This is a genomic window from uncultured Mucilaginibacter sp. (assembly GCF_913773635.1).
Classification (GTDB): domain Bacteria; phylum Bacteroidota; class Bacteroidia; order Sphingobacteriales; family Sphingobacteriaceae; genus Mucilaginibacter.
This window is the reverse complement of sequence record NZ_CAJYGQ010000005.1, coordinates 336943-358881: the sequence shown is the minus strand read 5'-3', so window position 1 is coordinate 358881 and position 21939 is coordinate 336943. Positions and strand designations below refer to the sequence as shown.

The following is a 21939-nucleotide window of genomic DNA, read 5'->3' as shown; positions in this document are numbered from 1 at the left end:
AATATTTATTGCTTAAAAGCATACACGAGCGTTGTAACGCTGCGTGTATGCTTAATTTTTATTTATTTAACTGTTGTTTGTTTTTTTCTTCTCTAACGCGGGCTAACCATGCAGCCTCTTCTTTCTTCATGTCAATACCGGCTGCAGACAAGTAATTATTTATACGTCCTTTATACTTACCAAACCATGCATGTTTTTTTTCTGATGATTCCGCGTCCATTGCATGTTCTCTTGCTTCAATAAGCCAGGCAGCAATTTGAGTTCTTTGCTCGTTGGTAAGGTTTGGCAACATGCTGTTATAAGCCGTTGTAGTTACGTTTAGTACGTTGTACGTCATGCCGTCCTTAACCTGATTTATTTGCTCAGGTGTTAAGCCAGCCTTTTTTAAGCGGGTTAAGTATTGCGGGTGCAGTTTGTCAATTTTGGCAGTGGTTTCTTCGTCAAGCTTTTTCAAATGCGCTGCCGCAGCCTCTTTATTGTCGCCGGTTTCCGCTTTAATGGCCGCTTTACGGTTATCACGGAAGGTGTATATGTCATTTAAATCCTGATATTGCTTAGCTACAACCTTGGTTACATCAAGTGCCCTGGCAGAATCAGGAAGATTGATGCCTTTAACAATTTTTGCCGCGCGGTCAAATACCACCTTACGGTAAGCTATTTCCTTTTCGGCAGCGCTGGTATTATCTTGTGCTACTGCACTTGTAACGCTCAATAAAACTACGGCAAGCAAACCGTAAATCACTTTTCTCATCATCATCACTAATTAGTTACTTTTAAATTTACATCACCACAAAAATGAACTTTTAAACCCATTTCACTTAGCGCTGCCGCTTTTATACGGCATGCCTGGTGTGCTTTGTTTTCATCGGTAGCGTAAACTACCTGTATGTGGTTGGCTTTATGACGAGCCATTAACTGGTCGCGCGATACGCCTTTAAGCGTAGCATTCATGATAGGCCACTGCGGAGTGGTCATATCCCAGCGTCTTTGAGTTTCAGCATCTGGTAATAAAACAGATTCACCTACCCCCAAGTCGCAGTGCAGTTCATTGTTCATTACATAAACACGGCTCCAAACCAGGTAACCAGGTTTGCTGATGCCTTTTAAACTGCCACCACCTAAACGAAAATACATTGCCGGCTGTCTGTCGCTTGACGCGCCTTTATAACCACCAATAAAATGGGCAGGAGGTGCAGCGCCTGAAATTAAAAACACCCAAACAAAATCATCAATACCATCTCCTTTAAAATGCTTGCCCCAGCGCAAGTCATGCAGCGTGGTTTCGCCAGGCATACCTAACTCTTTCCACAGATGATAAGTAACCAATGCATCTAAACCGGCACATTCATCAACTTCGTTAAAGTGCGGCAATGCATCACCGGCATAAAGCTCACGACCATCGTTTGATTTTACCGGCGGACGGTCTTGATTATTTAACAAACCTTCTACCAGATCACTGGCAGCGGTAAGGTCTTTTAATCCCTGCTGATATTGTATACCTATAGTATCGCAACCAAACTCATCGGCTAAACGCAATGCGGCTATGTACATTTTACATTGCTCCAGTGTTTGTGCTTCGGTGAGTTCTGTTGCAGCATCTGTGCCCCAGTTAAACTGCATGCCTTTTTGCTGCAACCATTGCAGTACTTCCCGTGCTTCATCGTCAGCTACCTGCAACATAGCAGCATACAAGGTAGACTGACTTAAACGTTCTTTAAAAATACCTGTAGCATGCAACAGATCATCAGGAACAATAGCATTGAACATGCCCATACATCCTTCATCAAACACACCCATAATAGCTTTATTGCTTTTAAGCTTGTGCCCGAATGCTTTACCAATGGCTTCGTCTTCTAAAGGAATATTTACCAGATCGTAGCTTTTTACATGGCTTTGATCATGTTTTATTTTGCCGGTTTGCAGCCACTCTTTAATTTTTGCATTAAAGAAGTCATCTGTAAAGTCTTCGCTCCAAAGCGTGCTGTATGAAACGCCTGCCTTGGTTAATGATCCGTTTAAGTTTAACATGCCCACCAAACCCGGCCATGTACCGCTCCAGTTGGCTAATGTTAAAATTGGACCTTTATGCGTTGTTAGGCCAGCTAAAACGTGGTGAGTATATTGCCAAACACTTTCGGCAACTATAATAGGTTGATTAGGGTCAATACCACGAAATACATCAATACCCATTTTTTGAGAATCAATAAATCCGTGTTGTTTAACCTCGTCGTAAGCATGTGCGCGCTTTACAGTCCAGCCCTGCTTTTCAATGGCAGCCGTTAGCTGGCTTTCCATTTCGTGTTGAGCTGCCCAGCAATTTTGATTTGCTGATAAGCGCAGATCGCCGCTGGCAACTAATAAAACCTGTTTGTTACTGCTTGTATTAGACATATTTTGGCTTTGTAACCAATAGCGGAAGCTAAATCAGATTTCTTGAACGTACAGAGGTGCAGGTATTGCAGTCAACCATTTAAATGTTAGTGTTATTTTTACACATTTAACTGGTTTATAACTACTTAATTACCATTCTCAGCTTAAAAAATGATGTGTTTAAATTTTCACTAATTGGTTAGATTACAAATATCTGATAACCCTGAGAGGCTTTTTTAACAGTTGTTATCTATTTATTATACGATATTAGCATCAAATGGGTACTAAATTATATTGATTTATACCCTTATTTATCAATGGCACAGGTGTTTAATATCAACATTACAATCATTACAAAATGATGTAGAAATATTATTAACAAACCATGCAAATAACTATTAAGATGTTAATGCGAACAACAAAAAGCTGGCTTTCGCAAACCTCAGCCGACTTTTATTAAAAACTGTTAAACTACAGTACACTTTTTATCTGCAGTTCATGCTGCAAAACGTTGTAGTCCTTGTATAATTTATCAACTTGTTCTTTCACGTCAGAGCTAATTTCTCCAACATTGCGCCTTGTGTAACCGTTCATTTTAACACCTCGCTTTTGAAGATAATATTTTGCAACCTTTGGGTATACGTTATGCATCACATCCATGTTGTCAATAAAAAATTGTTGCACACGATTTACCTCAGCCGCTAATACCTCATTGTTATAATTATCACACAGCCAAACTAACAGCTCAGGGAAATAATTACCCTGTATACATGACAGTCCTGCCGAACCGGCTTTTAACGATTCCACTGCATGAACCATATAAGCATCATACAAACCAAAATCAGGCTGACGATTAGTACCGTTCAACTTGGCTTTAATTTGCTCGATATCCAAACAGGTATCTTTATGATATGTAACTCGCCCGGTAGATACAAACTGATGTAATTGCTCGGGAGATATCAAACGTTTGTAAGGTACCGGACATTCATAAAAACCTAAGGATACATTGCCGGTTAACCGCATCAACTCTTCTACCCTGCCATTAAACACCTCATCGCTTTCGTTCTCTTCGGCCAGCAAACCGGTTATTCCAATTACGGCCTGTACACCTGTATTGGCAACGCGGTTTACAAATTCGGCCTGTTTGGCTATAGGCCCGCCAAAGGTGCCGGTAGCCACCACAGGGACACTACCATTAGTTACCTTCAGCACATGCTCGATTAATTGTATGCGCTCGGCCTCGTCTAACTCAAACATTTCGCTCGATAAACAATTGGCAAACAAACCGGCGGCTCCGGCTTCAAGGTAAAACTCCGTAAGGCCTGTAAGCGCGTCAAAGTCAATTTTACCGGTTTCGGTAAACGGCGTAAGCATTACGGGGATAAAACCTTTTTTTGCCGGTGTGGTGTTAGTAGTAGTCATTATATTGGGATAAATGATTATTAAAATTAATGTGTAGCTGAGGTACGTGCCAATTTGTTTTGTTTTATACGGGTGAGTATAATGCCGGTTAAGAAGATAACCAGTGTACCAATTACTATCACCATATTTTGGTGAAGTACGTTACGAAGCATGCCCGAATCGGGCGGTAAAAGCGGAGACAGCGTCATCCACAAAATAACAACGATGCCAACGATAATGGCTATGATAGCTTCGTGGTTATGGGTTTGCTTACTGATGATGCCCAGTAAAAACAAGCCCAGCATGCCACTGGCAAATATGCCCGATAACTGCCACCAAACATCAAGCACGCTTTTAACACCTATCATTGCTATACCTGCAGCCACACCGGCAATACCAGCAACTACGGTGGCGGTATGCAGCAACGTCATGTTTTGCTTGACGCTGATGCCGGGCTTAAAGTAACGCTTGTAAATATCCTCGGCAAAAACCGTGGCTGATGCGTTCATGCCTGAGCTAATGGTACTCATTGCAGCCGATAAGATGGCTGAAACTATCAAACCAACTAAACCGGCAGGTATTTTAGTTACCATAAAATTAGGCATCACCTTATCGCCGTAATCTTCGGGTTTTAAAGATGCCGCCATTTGAGCAATATCAGCAGCCGATGCTCCGTGTAAACGCTCGGTTGCTACCTGGTGGCGAATGGCTTCTGTCAGTTCGGGGTTAACCTGGTAATAAGCATACAAAGCCGAACCAATAACACAGAATAGCAACGAGGCCGGCACATACAGCCAAACGCACAGCCATATTGATTTGGCTGCTTGCTTTGACGACGTAGCGGTATGGTAGCGCTGCACATAGTTCTGATCCATACCAAAATTATTGAGATTGATAAAGAAACCATACAGCAGCACCACCCAAAAGGTTGACGTGGTAAAATCGGGTGCAAGACTACCCAGACTAAACTTATTATCCGTCTTCCCAATTTCAACCACCTTACTTATGCCGCCCGGCATGTTGGTGATAATAATGTATAAAATAAGCAGTGCTCCAAAGGTTTTGATGATGCCTTGAACAACCTCAGTCCATATTACGGCTTCAATGCCACCTAGCACAGTATATATGATTATACAAATGCCCATGGTTAGGATAATCATCTTCATACTGAAACCTGTAAGCGCCTGCAAACTCAAGGCTATACCGAAAAATATAGAACCCATACGAGCCAATTGAGTGAGCAGAAAGCATACAACCGCATAAGTGCGCGCCCATGCACCAAAGCGGTGCTCGAGATGTGTATAGGCCGAAACCTCTCCCGTATTTCGATAAAAAGGCACAAAGTACTTAGCCGCAAACCAGGCGGCCAACGGCATTGAAAGACTGAACACAAAAGCATTCCAGTTGGTGCCAAAAGTTTTGCCAGGTACACCTAAAAAAGTGTTACTGCTTAAAAAGGTGGCGTATATAGATATTCCCAAAGCCCAGCCGGGTATAGAACCCGATGCCTTGGTAAATTGCTCGGCGTTTTTATTTTTACGCGAAAAATAAAAGCCAACCAGCAACATGGCCAACAGGTATATAGCAATAACACCAAGATCGAGAGCTGGTAGGCTTTTCATCTATGTAAAACTGATATTTGGTTTAATTGGTCGGCTGGCCAGGAATGCCTATGCCTTAAAAACAAAACTATCAGATACCACACAGTTTGTTCTATAACATTTTCGCTTCATGTTATAGCATATTATCCAGCCCTTTCAAAATCTTCCCCGGGAGGGGTGACTTTGGAAATGTGAGATTAATTTATTACCAATATAAGCCCTCCTGTTGAGGGAGGGCTGCTATGGTAACTACTTTACTCTGATTATAACCGTGGCAGGCAGCAAGCCTTCTGATTGTGCCGTTACAGTAAGTAACCCGGCGCTTTTACTAGCCTGTACTATAGCCAAACAAAGCCCATGGAACGCCTTGCGTTGTGGTTCTTTAAAAGATTCCATACTTGCCTGTGCACCATTATCAACACCGGCCAAAGTCCCCTTACCTTTTACAGTAAAATTTACCAGATTATCTGCATCAGGCACTACATTGCCTCCGGCATCCAAAATGCGTACCGTTATAAACGACAGATCTTTACCGTCTGACTTGATGAGTTTACGATCAGCAACCAATTCAATTTTAGCAGGTTTACCTGCAGTACGTTTCTCTTCAGTTAGTACTACTTTACCATCCTTACGCGATACCGCTTTCAATATACCCGGCTCAAAAGGCACCTTCCAAACCACGTGCAAATCCTCGCCCTGCTTGCTGCGGGTACCTAACGAACGTCCGTTCAGGAATAGCTCTACCTCATCAGCATTATTGTAATATGCCCACACATCAACGGTTTTGCCGGCTTCCCAATTCCAGTGAGGCAAAAGGTGCAGAACTGGCTTATCGGTCCATTCACTTTGGTACATGTAGTACACATCCTTAGGGAAACCAGCCAAATCAATAATACCATAGTATGAACTACGGGCAGGCCAAGGATAAGGCACAGGTTCGCCAATAAAGTCAAAGCCTGACCATACAAACTCTCCCGAAAGATAATCGTACTTTTTAATCAGCTTCCAGGTTTCCTCATGGGTCGATCCCCAATAAGCAGCCACATTATCATAAGCGGTAACGGCAAACCGATCGTTACCCTGAGTAAGTTTAGCTTTGGCACTGGTAGGCCAGTGGCGCGTGCTATCGGTAGGGGTATCATAGTAACCACGGGTGGCGTAGCCCGAGATAGTTTCGGCTGCTATGAACTTTTCACCGGGGTAGTTTTTCGGAAAATCGGCATAAGTTTCGGGGTGATAATTAAAGCCTAAAATATCCAGCGCCCCCGACTTATAAAGGAAATTCTTTTTACCATCGGCCTCGCTCAAGGCAGTAGTAACTGGGCGGGTGGTATCTAAATCCTTTACAATTTTAACCAACTCACGGGTCAGGGTGATGCCCGTACTGTCAAATTGTTCGCGTATCTCGTTACCAATGCTCCATATCATTACCGAAGGGTGGTTACGGTCGCGTTTAATCTGGTCCTCCAGATCGCGCTGATGCCATGCCGGGAAATACTGGTAATAATCGTGCTTGTTCTTCTTTTTGGCCCACATATCAAACGCCTCATCCATCACGATAAAGCCCATGCGGTCGCAAAGGTCAAGATATTCAGGCGCAGGCGGATTGTGCGACGTACGGATAGCGTTACACCCCATCGCTTTAAGTATCTCTAACTGGCGTTCCATGGCACGTACATTCACTGCGGCACCTAATGCGCCCAAATCATGGTGCATACAAACGCCTTTTATTTTCATACGCTCACCGTTGAGCGAAAAGCCTTTATCTACATCAAAATTAAAGCTACGGATGCCCACCGGCACTACATATTTATCGATCACCTGCTTACCCGATATAACCTGCAACACAACCTTGTACAGGTATGGGTTATTTACCGACCAAAGCTTTGGCTGCCCAATTACAATATTCTGGCTAACAGTAGCAGCCGTATCATTATCATTTAATTCTGTGGTGATAGAATTAACCAATTGGCCCGATTGTGTTAGCACCGATGCCTTTAACCGCAACCCCTTTTGCTTAACCACAACCTGTGTTTGCATGCTCATAATGGCATTAGCGGCGTTTACTTTTGAGGTAACAAACGTTCCCCACTGCGGTATGTATGATTTTGAAGTAGTAGTTAACCACACATTCCTATAAATTCCCGAACCACTGTACCAGCGCGAATTAGGCTGCGCCGAGTTATCAACCTTAACGGCTATTACGTTTTTTTGCGCACCGTAATTCAAATAAGGCGTTAAATCGTACTGAAACGAGATATACCCATTAGGCCGTTTACCCAGCGAGTGCCCGTTTATCCAAACCTCGCTGTTACAGTATACACCATCGAAATCAATAAAAACATTTTTACCCTGTGCCATTTGCGGCATAGCGAACGTTTTGCGGTACCAGCCTATACCAGCAGGTAAACCACCTCCGGCTTGCCCTGTTGGGTTCTTTTCATCAAACTTACCCTCAATGCTCCAATCATGAGGCAGCGTAAGCTGGCGCCATTCGTTATCATTATAAGCAGCTTCTTTGGCATTGATTTCATCGCCTAAATAAAAGCGCCAATTGCTGTTAAAGCTCTCCACCTTACGTCCCGGCTGGGCATACGCCGCTGCCAAGCTCATTATAAATATTGCTACTGCACTTAAAAACTTTAACCGCATAGGTACATATTTTATCATAATGTTGCAAAGAGAGGTTCTCAATACAACTACTTAACCAATCAACTTAATCAACCAATAATTAATCAGGGCGTTGCCTCCGGCCCAGGCTATTCGCTGCAAGTCCTCGTTTTGCTACGCTACACTCCGGGCTTTCCGCTGCTATCCCTAACGCAAACTGCATTAACTCTTTTTAGCCTTTAATGGCGGGGGAGCTACAAAATTAAGCTTGCTTTTGCCCATATCTTTTGATGTTGCCACGGCAATACCACGCTGATCGGCTTTATTTACAGCACAATAAAAGTGGTAAACTACACCTTTCCATTTTACTACGCATGATTTATGCGCAAACATATTATCATAAGGCTCGGTAGATTTTACCAGGTCGTCGCCTTTCCATTCCGTCCAGTTCTGCAAATCATACGAGCATGCAAAACGGTTGAACGCGCCGCCTTTATCTTTCCAAAACGCACCGAAGTAGAACATTACCCAAACGTCGCCAATTTTTTGCAGGTACGGGTCGCCGGTTATGCCAATGTTATGATCTAACAATGGATTATTTTTATAACGGGTCCAGGTTTTCAAGTCGTCTGAAAAAGCCATGCCAATGCGCTCGGCACCGCGTTTTTTATTTACACTGTCGCCGTTGGCGTTGTAATACATAATAAACGGATGTCCTAGCGATTTCTTTTTATCCCAAAGCACAGTTTCTTTATACATAGTGTGGTTATCCCACCATTGCACATTGCTATCGGTTGACATTAATACCGGTTTTGGCAAGCGGCTCCACTCGTGTACCACGGTAGGATCTTTTTCGGTATAGGCCATATTTATGGATAGCAATCCTTTTTCGTAACCGGTACTGTTACCGCCAAAGTACGACATCCAGTACTTGTTATCATACTTTTGCAATTCGTAGCTGCCGCCCCATTTAGGGTCTTGTAAGCCTACATAGCCCGCTTTTTGATTACTGTCCCAATCGGTAGTATCTGTAAACGACATGATGCGCCCGGTGGTTTTCCAGTTAAGCAGGTCAGCACTGGTGGCCAGCCACGTTTCGTAACCACGGCCGTCAAAAATGATGTAACTCATATACCACTGCCCATTTTTACGAAACACAGTAGGGCAATCCATCTTTTTGCTGTTCTCTACCGGAACCAGCGCCAAACCGTATTTATGAGGTGTTTTTATCTTTTCGTAAATGTCGTTCATTACGCTTTCGGGCACATTTTTCTTAGCCTTTTGCGCCCAAACTGTACTAGTTGCCAATAACAGCATAACCAGCATTAAACCTATGTTTTTGTATTTCATTTTCAACTTTATCTTTCAAAAAATCACATATAGTCAGTAATCCTACTTAGCTTCAAGATGATAAGTACCCGAACCCACTTTCATTATTGCCTTGCCATTTTCATACCCTGTGGCCTGTACTGCCTTACCGTTCATACTCAACTTAGCGGTTTGTGCAACCGGCAGGTAAACCGTAGCCCTGCTATTGGCCGGTATCTCAACATCCAGTAAAAAAGTGCCGCCTTTTTTTTTCCATTTTGTGCTGATGATGCCATAAGGCGATTGTGTTTTGGCTTGCGCCGATGTTACATCGCCAACCGGCTCTGGCCTAATATCAATAGACCTGAAACCAACGCCATTAACGTTATCGGGCTGTTTTATACCAGCAAGCCCGCTGTAAAACCATTCCATGATGTGGCCCAGCATGAGGTGGTTATTTGACACACCCGGCAGCGCCTGCCATGATTCGGTTAGTGCTGTGGCACCTTTGGCCAGTTGATAGCCGTAACCTGGTACATCCGATCGGTTGTTCATGTCAAATATCACATCCGAGCGACCGGCATCATCCAGTACTCTTAAAAGGTAACGGTAACCAATATCACCTGCGGTAAGCGCATTGTTATGGTCTTTAATTTCTTTTACAATATTGGCAATTACGGCTTGTTTATCCTTCGCTTCAACCAAATCAAAGTATACCGCCATGGCATTGGCCGTTTGGCTGCCGGTACCGTACTGTTTGGTTTGTTGGTTGAAGAACTTTTGATTGAATGCCTTTCTTACCTCAATAGCCAGTTTTTCATATTTAGCTGCATCGGCAGGTTTATCCAGCATGCGGGCTATCTGGCTTACAATGTTTAAATCGTAATAGTAAATGGCCGTGGCCGTGATGCCCTGAGGGGTATTTTGCGACAAGCCGGGGGATTTGGGGCCTAAGTCATACCAATCCCCTAAACCCTGACTCAGGATATTCTCTTTTGCCATACCTGCCAAATAGGTAAGGTAACGCTGCATCATACTGTAGCTATCGGCCAATACTTTCTTATCGCCATACCATTGGTAAACATACCAAGGCATAATAATAGAGTTACTCCCCCACTCCGGCGAATCGCGAAAGATACCGCCAAAGTTGGTAAATTCCGGTGCAATTTCGGGCACCAAGCCATCTGCCGTCTGCGCTACCTGCATGTCGTTAATGCACTTGCGGCTCAGGTTGGCTATATCATATATGTAGCGGATGGAGCCTCCAACCAGATGCGCTTCTTCCAGCCAGCCTAGCTTTTCGCGGTGCGGACAATCGGTAAACACGCTGGCCATGTTACTTTTTATCGACCAATCGATCAGCGCAAACGTTTTATTAAATAACTCGTTCGAACATGAAAATTCGCCTACAATTGGAGCAGCATTGCGCGTGTGTAAGCTCTTCAACCCGGTTACCACAGGTAACTTATGGGGGTTAGCCTCGCCCGGTGCAACTGCATTTTCTACCTGCATATACCTGAACCCGTAATAAGTAAAACGCGGCTGCCAAACTTCCTCACCATCACCTTTCACCACATAATCATAATAATGCGGGTTTCCCGATCCTTTTTGATTAATGGTTCCTTCAGCAGCCAATAACTCGGCAGGGTAAATGCGTACGGTATCACCCTTTTTGCCTTTTACTTTTAGCTCAAATATGCCCGAAAGGTTCTGTCCAAAATCATATAAGTACCGGCTGCGCATCACCTTCTGCTTCATGGTGCTATCCTTTGGTTTACTATACTGGCCGGTAACACCCGCGCCTAAATTTTTGATGCTTTTTGCCGTGAATTGTTCAAACACTTTTAACGGCTCTGCTATTTGTGCATCTAACTGCAGGATACCATCAACTACAATTGCCTTTTTCCAGGCGGCATCGTTAAAGCCGGGTTTGTTCCAGCCCGCCTGCTCTAAATTGGCGTTGTAATCTTCGCCGCCGTAGATGCTGGTATAGGTAATTGGGCTTGGTGCGGTTTTCCATGTAGGGTCGCTCACTACGCTTTCTGTTGTACCGTCGGTGTATTCGGTTACTAAGCGGCAAATCATTTTAGGATAGCCGTAAGCGCCGGTCAACTTGCGGTAACGCACATCGCGCGGAATAAAAAAGAAGCCGTTGCCCAGCATTACGCCAATGGCATTTTCGCCTTGTTTTAGTTGTTTGGTAACATCAAGCGGTACGTACAGGGCTTGCTTATCATAACCCGTCCATCCCGGGTCGAGAAAGTGATCGCCGGTTTTGGTGCCGTTTACGCTCATCTCAAAATGACCTAAACCGCTTATGTACATCGTAGCCTTTTTAACAGGCTTTTTAATGGTGACCGTTTTGCGCAGCAAAGGCAATACATCATTGGCTAAGCCTAACTTTTTAGGCCCACGTAGGTGAATGAGTGGAGTAATATGCGACGAATCGGGCAACCTGTCATAAGCTATCCATTGCGCGCCTTTCCAATCGGCTTTGGTTAACAGCCCCATTTGCCACTCGGCGGGTTTGCTCCAGGCCGAGGTATGCTGCTGATTATCCCAAACCATCACCTTCCAGTAATAAGTTTTGGCGGCTTGCAGCGGCTTGCCACTATACAACACTTGAATAGATGCAGACGAACTTACCTTCTTCGAATCCCAAACGTTACCTGTGTTTTTAGCCAGTGCTTGGATATTATCGGCCACCAGTACCCGGTATGAGGTTTGAATAATATTGTGTCCGGTACTTTGCAATTGCCAGCTCAGATTTGGTGATGCTGCCTCTACCCCCTGCGGCGCAGCCTTGTATTCACACTGTAGGTTAGCAACCTTTAGTGCCTGCGCAAAAACCTGTACCGGCAGTAACAAAAGCCATATATATAATTTCTTGATCTTCATTTTATTGCATTTCAACGCCCGACAGGTTGAGGGCTTTAGCATCAACACCTGTAATTACCACACGGTAATTACCTGCATTTATACTGGTACCCGTAGTAGTAGCATGGGTTCCTGATTTACCTTTTTTAACAACACCAAAGATTACATCCTCTTCTTTCATTACGGTGCCATCCTCGGCTAGCAGCGTCATCTTTCCGGTGAGTGGCCTGTCTGTAAAGTTGTAATATTTAATGCGGAGCGCATACACATCGCCCACACCGGGGGTAATGGCAAAAGTTGCTCTACCGCCCGCTGGCTGGGTAAAGCGGATAACCTTGCGACCGCTCAGGGTATCTTTAACCGCCCCATTGCCTTGCGCTAAGGCATCATCGGCACGGTAGGTGATGGTTTTACGTAAATCAGTTGCAGGTGCAAGGGAAACGTTAGGTAACACTGCAACGGTATACATTTGCGTACCAACATTGGCTCCCAAATTAACTGTCTCACCTTTTTTATACGCTTTGCGATACAGGTTAAGCGTCGCACCGTTACTTGCATCCGTTTGAATTTTCAAGCCGCTTACTTCATACCCTTTCAACCATTCGGGGCGATTGCCGGCTCCGGCATTCATGCCTACATACACACTTCCATCCTCACTCATGCTAAAAGCAGCCGAACCTGAAGTGACAGATGTTTGCAGCCATTCAGCCCCAAATAAAATTGGAGGTAACTCGTTGATGATGATATTTGAATTGCCTGCATATAACTGATTACCCAAATCCAACCATGATTTAGCCGACCAGTTAGCCGGAGCTTTCAAGTTGGTAATAAGTCCCAGAGTTGAAGACTGCGGCACCTTCACCTGCTGGTTTGCCGTGCTGATAGCAATAGCCGAAATTATAGCCTCTCCCGCAGCAACATTCGGGAAGCTGATGGTCAGTTTTCCGCCTGTAACTTGTGCGGTAACTGTTTTTTTAAGTGCATGGTTAACGCCTGTTTCTTTCCATATATCCAGGTTGCTAATCACCGTTTTTTCGTTGAAGGCTACGTCAAATAAGCGCCAGCCTTTGCAGTCCATACCACCGCCTATGCCATACCAAGGCTCGTTGAAATACAATTCCACCTGGTACTTACCATCGGACAGCGGAAAGTCGTATTTCAGCTTATCCATACCGTAACGGAAGGTTTGGAACAATGCGCCATCGTTAGTTCCCTTAATTACATCGAACGTGCGCTGCTGGCTTGCAAAAAAATTAGGCATACCTTCAAAATCATCCGTCCATGAGCGTGAACCCCACGATTTAGAGTTGGGTTGATGTCTGTCGGCCAGCCAGATATTGCCATTGCTGTCCTTATAATCAGGGCCACCACAGTTAACACGGTAAAGGTATTTTTGACCTGAGGCGGGTTTTGTGAGGTCAGAGGCCGGAGGCCGGTCGCCGGCTGTTTTACTTGCATTGCCGGGCATCTGACCTCCGACAGCCGACAACTGACTTAAGTGAGGCGCTTTAGGCAGATGATTGAGCACAATATAATCTTCGGCCACCACTTTACCGTTTACATAACCAACGGCATAAAGTACATTGTACTGAATGTTAGCACCATCCCATTGGAAATGCGTACCTGTTTTTCCGCGTTTGCGTTTGCCAAGAGATACGGTTTTTACATCGTTAAATAGTTCCACCTCATCGCAATTGGAATACACGCTGATGCTGTCTTTTTTGCCGGGTTTTAGCCAGCGATTAGGCCAGGTGTGCGATACAATGTACACCATCGGCTCCTTATCTTTTGGCGCATAGTTGGAGCGGAACATATAGAACACATCCAGCGGCTGACCCCATGGGGTAAATAATCCTTTGTAGTTGATGGGGCCTACCCTATCCAGTTCGCGCAAACCTTCGCCGCCTTGTATACGGCCGGGATTTTCGTGCGAATAAAATATCCAATGGTAATGCCCTGCCACCTCGTTTTTAACCGAATCGGCCAGGCGCACTTTGGTTTCCATCATTTGGGCCATGCGGTCTTCGCTTAACGGGCCGCCGGCTATAAAAGGGCCTTCGGTGTGCAGTTCGAGGCTGCGCCATGAGCCGTACTCGCCCACCAAAACCTGTCGCTTCAGGTCTTCGCCATAAGTAAGTGGGTTCCCGCCATAAGTACCTGTCCAATTTTGCGGCACGTCCCAATCGGTACCTTTGCCACCGTTACAGGTTGTTACCTTGCGTTGCGATGATGCGGTATGATCTAAAGAGCGGATGAGTTCGGTACATTCACGGGCAAAAGCCTCGGGCAGTTTACTCTCGTTCTCCAAACCCCACAGCATAGCCGACGGACTATTCCGCCTCTCTTTAATCCATTCAACAATCAGCGATTTGTAATTCTCTTTAAACTCAAGTGTATCATACCAGATATGCGCCGAAAACTGCGGCCACCAAATAACCCCTTGCTTGTCCCAATATTTTTGATATTCAAGGTTGTGCGGCTGGTGCGCATCGCGGAAACCATTAAAGCCAGATGCCCGCAGTTGCATTACACGAGCCCTAATTTCTTCGTTGCTGAAGGCGTGGCTTTTCCCCATCAGGTGCTCGTATTCACCCATGCCGTTGATGAACACCGGCTTGCCGTTAATATAAAAGCGGCCATCGCCATTGATGCCCATTCCCCATTTGATCCAGCGGATACCATATGGGGTATGCACCTCGTCAATTACCTTTCCGTTTTGGATAACCTGGGTGTGAAGTGTGTACAGGTACGGGTCTTTATCCGACCATAGGCGTACGTTTTTGATGTCTTTAAAATCCTGTTTAAGAATATGTTCTTTGGTTGATGAAAGATTAATCGTTGACTGTGCCAAGGCAACCTGTTTGCCGGTTGCATCGGTTAGGCGGTTAATAATTTGTACCGATGCTGCTTTGTTGCCGTAGTTTTTTAATTCAGTTTCGAGATGCAGGGTTGCCGATTTTTGGCTCACCGTGGTATCATTCCACACGTAAACCCCAAAAGGCTGAATGCGCACCGGGTTGGTAGCTATCAAATGCACCGGGCGAAAAATACCCATTGGTTGCGACCCCTCTGAAAAGCCCACCTCATCTGAACAGCCACCACAAACCCAGGGCAGGTTTTGAATATTAACAGGATGATCGGCCTTTACGGCCAGTAAATTAGGTTGATTAAGTTTGATGGCATCGGTAACGTCGAGCGTGAAAGATGTTCGTCCACCGGCATGAGATCCCACTTTTTTGCCGTTTAAGTAAACCGTTGCATATGAGCTTACTCCTTCGAACCATAAAAAATAACGCTGCCCGGCTTTGAATTGCTTTGCGGTAAACGTTTTGCGGTACCAGGCATAACCATGACGGTTGCCATGCTTTAACCTTCGGTAACCCTCGTAGCCATCCCAGTTATGCGGTACAGTTACGGCTTTCCAGTTGGTGGCTTTAAAAGTTGATTGTTCGAAGCCGGTGTAGGCATCAGCTTTGGTATCGTGCGCTACGGTTTGCCAGCCATTGTTGAGGAGGATATCCTGGCGTGGGTTGGTTTGGGCTGTGGCGTTAGTAAAAAATAACCCAACCGCAAACATGGCTAAGGACACACCCCTCACAACCGCCTGTGCAAAATGCACGGGTTGTGCCCTACCCTCTTGAGAAGGCCAATTTTGGGTAATGCGATTACTTTCTTTTATAACGAAAGGGTATGTTTTGAACGCCATATTATATCTTTTGCAAGTTGCTGCCTAACTTATAGGTCTTGCCTTTCTTGGTACTGAATTTAATTTGTTTACCCTGATAATTTACCACGCAAGGCTTACCAGCTTCAGAGGTAATATCAACCTGTTGCAGCGCACCGCTTTGCCATTTGATATTCAGCACAAATCCTCCACGGGCTTTGATGCCTTTTACCTCGCCGTTGGGCAACGCTTTTGGGAGGGCGGGCAATACATCGAGCGTACCGAACTGACTTTGCAATATCATTTCGCCAATACCGGCAGCGCCGCCAAAGTTGCCGTCAATCTGGAAAGGTGGGTGTGCATCAAACAGGTTGTGATATACGCCGCCTTTTTCGTGATTAGGCACAGCATCAGCGGGCGAAAGCAGTTTGGTGAGCATAAGGTATGAGTGGTCGCCATCGCGCATACGTGCCCATAGGTTTATTTTCCAGGCAATGCTCCAGCCTGTACCATCGTCGCCACGGTAATGCATCGATTTTTTAGCAGCATTTAATAGATCAGGGGTAGCCGCAGAAATTTCGGTGCCCGGATGTATACCCCACATGTGCGATACGTGTCGGTGAGTGTCAGTGGTATCATCCTTATCCTGCATCCACTCCTGTAGCTGGCCGTACTTGCCTATTTTATTAGGCGCTATTTGGTCATATTTATCTTGGAGTGTTTTGCTAAATTTAGCATCGGTGCCTAATATTTTGGCTGCCGCGATGGTGTTCCTGAATAACTCGCGTATAATCTGATGGTCCATTGTTGGACCGGCCACCAAACCGCCATGCTCGGGTGAGTTAGATGGGGTGCTGATGAGGTAGCCTGTAGCAGGGTCTTTAACCAAATTAGCCACAAAGAATTCGGCAGCGCCTTTCATGGCCGGGTAAGCTTGGCTTTGCAAAAAGGCTTTGTTCTGTGTGAACTGGTAGTGCTCCCATAAGCTTTCACTTATCCAGGCAGCACCGGTTGTCCATATTCCATGATTGGCAGCGTTTACCGGGGCTGCTCCGCGCCATAAATCGGTATTGTGGTGCAGTACCCAGCCGGGGGTATTGTAGTGCGCTTTGGCGGTTGCCGCGCCGGTTTGCCTCAAATCATCTATCATGGCAAACAGCGCTTGTGTTAAGCCAGAAAGGTTCAGCATTTCGGCACCCCAGTAATTCATTTGCAGGTTAATGTTGGTGGTAAACTTGCTGCCCCAGGGCGGCGTAAGCAAATCATTCCATAAGCCCTGCAGGTTGGCCGGCACCTTACTACCTGGTCTTGAACTGGAAATTAAAAGATAACGGCTGTATTGCACAAACAGGCTCACCAAGCCGGGGTCAACCGTGCTGTTGTATTTTAAAATGCGTTCATCTGTTGGCAAGGCATCATTACTGCCCTTACCAAATGTAACTGCAAAACTGTTAAAGTATTTTTGATAGTCGGCGATGTGTGCAGCTTTTACGGCAGCATAAGTTTTGGCACGAACAGCGGCTATCTGCTTAGCACAAATGGTTTCGGGGTTACCCGATACATCTTTATAAGTCTTGAAGTTGGTAGCAGCGGTTAGATACAGCGTAGCCTCATTAGCGCCACTTATGCTAATCCCATCGTTAGTGACCGTTAGCTTGCCGCCTTTAGCATCGGCATATAAATAGCTTACGCCACGCAAAGCGCCATTACGCACTTTGAACGATAGCGCCAGCGTATGCGCATCAACCTTGCGTATGCTTACCGATTGATGCAGTGTATGCAGCAATGCTTTAAACGATATTTTGCCCAGTTTATCGGCTGTGATATGCACAGCCATTACCTGATCGGGGTTGCTGGCAATGTATTCGCGGGTATAGTTTACACCGCCTGCGGTATATTTGACGTGGGCGGTAGCGTTACTTATATCAAGGTCACGTTTGTAATTACTAATGGTACCCGTTTTTGCCATTTGTAAAAACAGGTCGGCAAATGGCTGGTAGTCGGCATTATAACGGGGAAATTGCGGCGGTTGGTTATCCTGTATCCAGTACTTCCAGCTGCAGTCTAATCGTACAACTTTGAACTTTTCACCAGTTTTTTGGTCTACGGCCATGTCTCGGGGTATGGTGGTGGTGGCAGCACCCTTTAATTCGGCAGGAGCAAAACTTACCGGATATATGGCTAATTCGCGTGGATTGCTGGTTAGGCCGCCTTTATCCCAATAGTTTATAACCTGTATTGCAATTTGGTTTTTACCTGCACGTAACAGCTTAGCAGGGATAGTATAACGGCGATAGTCGGCACCATCAACAGAGCCTACCTGCTCGCCGTTTACGAAGGTGTAGTCCATATCGCGCATACGGCCCAGGCTTAGTGTTAAGTCTTTACCTGCCCAATCGGCTGGTAAGTCGAACATTGTACGAAACCAAACGGCACCGTCTACGCCTTCAAAACCAGGTATTACTTCCCAGCCTTTTTCGGTAGGTAGGCTAATGCTTTTCCATTTGCTATCATTGTAAGTAGTAGCACTTGGCGATTTTACTGCACTCACTTGTTTAAACCACGTGGCTTTCTGCTGGTCGTAATCCTCCTCGTTCATCTTACGGCCCATAAAGTGAGCCTCGCCCAAGGCTTCGGCTTCCTTTTGTTTCCCTTCGAACAGGAGTTGACGCATTTGGGGCAGGTATTGATAGGCACCCTCGCGCTGGTAATCGCGGGGTTTGCCAGTCCACAGGGTTTGTTCGTTGTATTGAACGCGTTCGGTATCGGCGGTGCCGTATATCATGCCACCTATACGGCCGTTGCCTATGGGTAAGGCGTCGGTCCATTTCTTAGAGGGTTGGTTGTACCAGAGTTTAAGAGTTTGAGCTGAAAGAGGATTATAGCAAAGCAGGGTTGCTATGGTTAGTATGGTAAGTCTTCTCTTCATTTTGGTTTCTGTAATTATCGGATAATGTGATCTACTTTCACGTGTTATCCTTTTACCTCAATTAGGTTTCTGCTTTTACTTATTCAGCACTCCGTTAGGACAGGTAAAGTGATTGCATTCCCGCCTGTGGATGTTCTTTTTCTTTTATACAAAAGAAAAAGAACCAAAAAGAAAACTTGCGGCTACGTTTATTTGCTACGTTATTTCTGTGCTTTAACTCGCGCTTGTGCTATCCGCAAAACACTGATGCCGCGAAAAAAGTTATCGTTAGGGCAGTTCTTGGGGATAGTTTATATACTTCTATCTCCGCTCCTCGCCTCCTTTATCATTCACCTTTATCCTTTCACCCTTCACCTCAGTTAAACAACCACCTTAAATCTTTGATATTACCCGTAGTGCTTAGGCCGGCGTCATATACGGGGACTGGCTGATTTTCGGGAACGAAACCTAATATTACGGCAATGCCTTTGCCTAAGGTTAGTGTGTTGTTACCGGGTTTAAAGCTGAAAGTGTGTACGTTAACCGATGGTTGTGTAGGGATCAATAATCCGTTCGACAGCTTTACATCGGCCTGACCATAATCGTTTGCGCTGGCATCGGTTTCCAGTTGTGATGGCACGTGGTAAGGCCAGGTGTCGGGATTAATAAAACCAGTTTTGTTGAAATAGCCTACCAGCACTTTCACAGGCTGCGCATTGGTAAAGGTTATTTTGGTACCCAATTTACGCTGTTTTGCCCTGTCTAACTGAACTGCTTTCAAGCCTTTCAATTCCTTGGCAAAATCGGTAATGGCAACCGTAGTATCGGCAAATGGCTTGGCTCCTTCGCCAATTATATAGCTACCTTCGGCACCGCTGGTAACAGTAACTGGTGCGTTGGTAAGCGTGGCAAGCGCTGTTTTTTTTGATTTGGCTGATGGCGATTTCAGCGAATCAATATTCTTCTTAAAGTTAGCCAGCTCTTTTTCGTAAACGGGCAACAGTTCAACCCAGGTTTTCATTTTACCGTCGTTGCCGCTTACCGGTATTTTACGTTGCTTGGTTTGCATACTGTTGGCATACAGGTAAGTATTTTCACTAAGTTTCACCAGTTGACGGTAGTGGTTCAAGCTGGTTTCCATGTCGGGCAGTGCTTTTTCCAAGTCGGCTACATCATCAGTGTATTTGTAGCGCATAATGGCTATGGCTGCCTTGATTTTAGCCGAATAGCTGTTAGCCATGGCCTCATGGATGTACATGTCATTTTTGAGGCGGTCAAACTCGGCTTTATTTTTCTTTACACCCGGAGCTGCTTTTTCAATAGCTTCTACAGATTTTTTACCAAAAGCCACAATGTTGTTAGCCACGTCAAGCGGAGTTTCGCCAATGTGCTTTTCATGCTTCCACTCCTTCTCAGCATACTCGCTTAGTATTTCTCCTTCTGGTGCTTCAGAATTATATAACAGGCTAAACAGACCAAATTTTTCAGGGTTGGTAAATTGTGCCATCAGCATACCCAAAGTCATGGTTTGGCGGTTACCATCGGTAATGCCTACACGGCGCAATATCTGCGGAGAGATTTCGCCAGCTTCTTCATAAGCTTTTAATACTTGCTCGCCTTGCGCCTGAGTACAGCCATACATGCCGGCCAGCAATTTGCCCCAATATTTTATCTCTTGTGCGCGGTCGCGGTTACACTTCCAGGCGTAACGTGCCCATTCTTTGTACCAAATCCAGTCGCGGTCAATTTGCAGCAGTCGCGGGTCGGTTTTGTCGGCGGTATACGGCCAGTCCCAGTATGATGCCTGCGGATAAAGATGCAACCCATTGGCTTCATAAGTGTTGTGCATAGCCTCTACGCTCTTTTGTATAAAATCGGCCGAACCATAGCGGAAAGGCTCTAGGTTAGCCAAAATGTGCACATTTTCAATTTGTACCGAACCTAATCGGCTTAACGTGCGGTGCAGCTCTGCCCACGGACCACGAGGGGTATAAGTAGTTAAGGCTTCGCCGTTGAATTTGGCTTCGGTATACAGGTTTTTGTATATAGGCAGCGCTGCTTTCATTACTGCAGGTGCATCGGTATCATGAGCGCGCAGTACAATAGGTGGCTCTTCGGTTTTGCCAATGGCTTTCAAACCATCTTTCACGCCTGGGATAATGGTTTTAGTGAACCAGTCGATATCATCCTGCCCTACGCCTTCCATAGCTTCGCCCAAGGCTACCATTAAACCTACGTGCGGGTATTTCTTAACAAACTCTGCAATTGATTTGCGTGTATAATCGGCAATGATAGGGATGATAGGACGGTTACGATCCTGCGTGGCCAGCTTGTTTTTTTCGGCAAAAGGTTTTGATACGATGATGTTATAAAACATCTGTATAACCCATATACCGCGTTTGTCGGCCTCATCGGTTATAAACTTGTATATTTCTTCGTTCTTTTTAAAAGTTGCATCGTCAACCTCTACCGCATATGGGTACTCTTTAACACGCACCAGTGAGGCAAACGGGTGACCGTTCCACAAGTAAAGAGCGTTCATACGGTTTTCGGCTAATGAGTCGAGGTAGCGCAGCCAAAGCGCTTTATCGTAAAACCACGGGAAATTTTTAGGGGTGTAAGGATATTCATAAACGCCGCGGCCTTCGAGCAATACCGGTTTTTGTACGCCTACACAGGCCCCGCGCATTACCATCTCCGGCTGATCGGTAAGGTTTATGCCTGACGGAAGCTTGCCTTGGTCAAGTATACGGTCGGCCAGTTCTAAACAGCCATACATAGCGCCCGAAAAATCAGCGCCAGATATAACCATGCTATTTTTACCTGTACCAATGGTATAACCCTCTTTACCGGGTTTTCCGGTGGTTTTGATACTGTATTTTGCAAGACCACTCTTTACAACTGCATCCTGCGCCCTACCGATAACAATGCTTGCACCTGATGCAGGTACCTGCTTAAGCATTTTAGTTTGATAACCGCTTTTTTGAAGTGCCTTTGCTAACTGTCCGGCCCCATAGCCAATACGCACATGCGCGCCAGCCGGCGTAACAATAGCTATAGACTTAGTAGCTGCCTTTTGAGCATAAGCGTTAGCAAAACAAGAAAAAGCGATTAAGACGCTAAGAAAACAGCGGTTATATAATTTGACCATATCAAGTTATCAAAAACGATTTACCTGCTGATGGCCGGGGGTTATGCAA

General features: G+C 45.4%; 10 protein-coding genes. All 10 read right to left on the bottom strand.

Annotated features, from left to right (window positions below; all coding sequences use genetic code 11):
* Nucleotides 1-58: 58 nt before the first annotated feature.
* Nucleotides 59-757, bottom strand: coding sequence for a DUF3826 domain-containing protein (locus QZ407_RS05200; protein ID WP_295768289.1), 699 nt, complete (start codon nt 755-757; stop codon nt 59-61).
* 2 nt (nt 758-759) lie between these two features.
* Nucleotides 760-2391, bottom strand: coding sequence for a fucose isomerase (locus QZ407_RS05195; protein ID WP_295768287.1), 1632 nt, complete (start codon nt 2389-2391; stop codon nt 760-762).
* A 450-nt stretch (nt 2392-2841) separates the two neighbouring features.
* Nucleotides 2842-3792, bottom strand: coding sequence for a dihydrodipicolinate synthase family protein (locus QZ407_RS05190; protein WP_295768284.1), 951 nt, complete (start codon nt 3790-3792; stop codon nt 2842-2844).
* 26 nt (nt 3793-3818) lie between these two features.
* A complete protein-coding gene (locus tag QZ407_RS05185) occupies nt 3819-5393 on the bottom strand; it encodes a sodium:solute symporter (protein WP_295768281.1) in 1575 nt (524 codons plus the stop codon).
* A 228-nt stretch (nt 5394-5621) separates the two neighbouring features.
* Complete coding sequence (gene galB, locus QZ407_RS05180) at nt 5622-8042, bottom strand: beta-galactosidase GalB (protein ID WP_295768278.1); 2421 nt, start codon at nt 8040-8042, stop codon at nt 5622-5624.
* 162 nt (nt 8043-8204) lie between these two features.
* Nucleotides 8205-9332, bottom strand: a complete 1128-nt coding sequence (locus tag QZ407_RS05175) for a glycosylase (protein WP_295768276.1) — start codon at nt 9330-9332, stop codon at nt 8205-8207.
* 42 nt (nt 9333-9374) lie between these two features.
* A complete protein-coding gene (locus QZ407_RS05170) occupies nt 9375-12188 on the bottom strand; it encodes a family 78 glycoside hydrolase catalytic domain (RefSeq protein ID WP_295768274.1) in 2814 nt (937 codons plus the stop codon).
* A gap of 1 nt (nt 12189) precedes the next feature.
* Nucleotides 12190-15873 (bottom strand): malectin domain-containing carbohydrate-binding protein, encoded by a 3684-nt coding sequence (locus QZ407_RS05165; RefSeq protein WP_295768271.1) that lies wholly within the window; start codon nt 15871-15873, stop codon nt 12190-12192.
* A gap of 1 nt (nt 15874) precedes the next feature.
* Nucleotides 15875-18760 (bottom strand): glycoside hydrolase N-terminal domain-containing protein, encoded by a 2886-nt coding sequence (locus QZ407_RS05160; protein WP_295768269.1) that lies wholly within the window; start codon nt 18758-18760, stop codon nt 15875-15877.
* Nucleotides 18761-19115: 355 nt separating this feature from the next.
* A complete protein-coding gene (locus QZ407_RS05155; RefSeq protein WP_295768267.1) occupies nt 19116-21890 on the bottom strand; it encodes a hypothetical protein in 2775 nt (924 codons plus the stop codon).
* Nucleotides 21891-21939 lie beyond the last annotated feature (49 nt).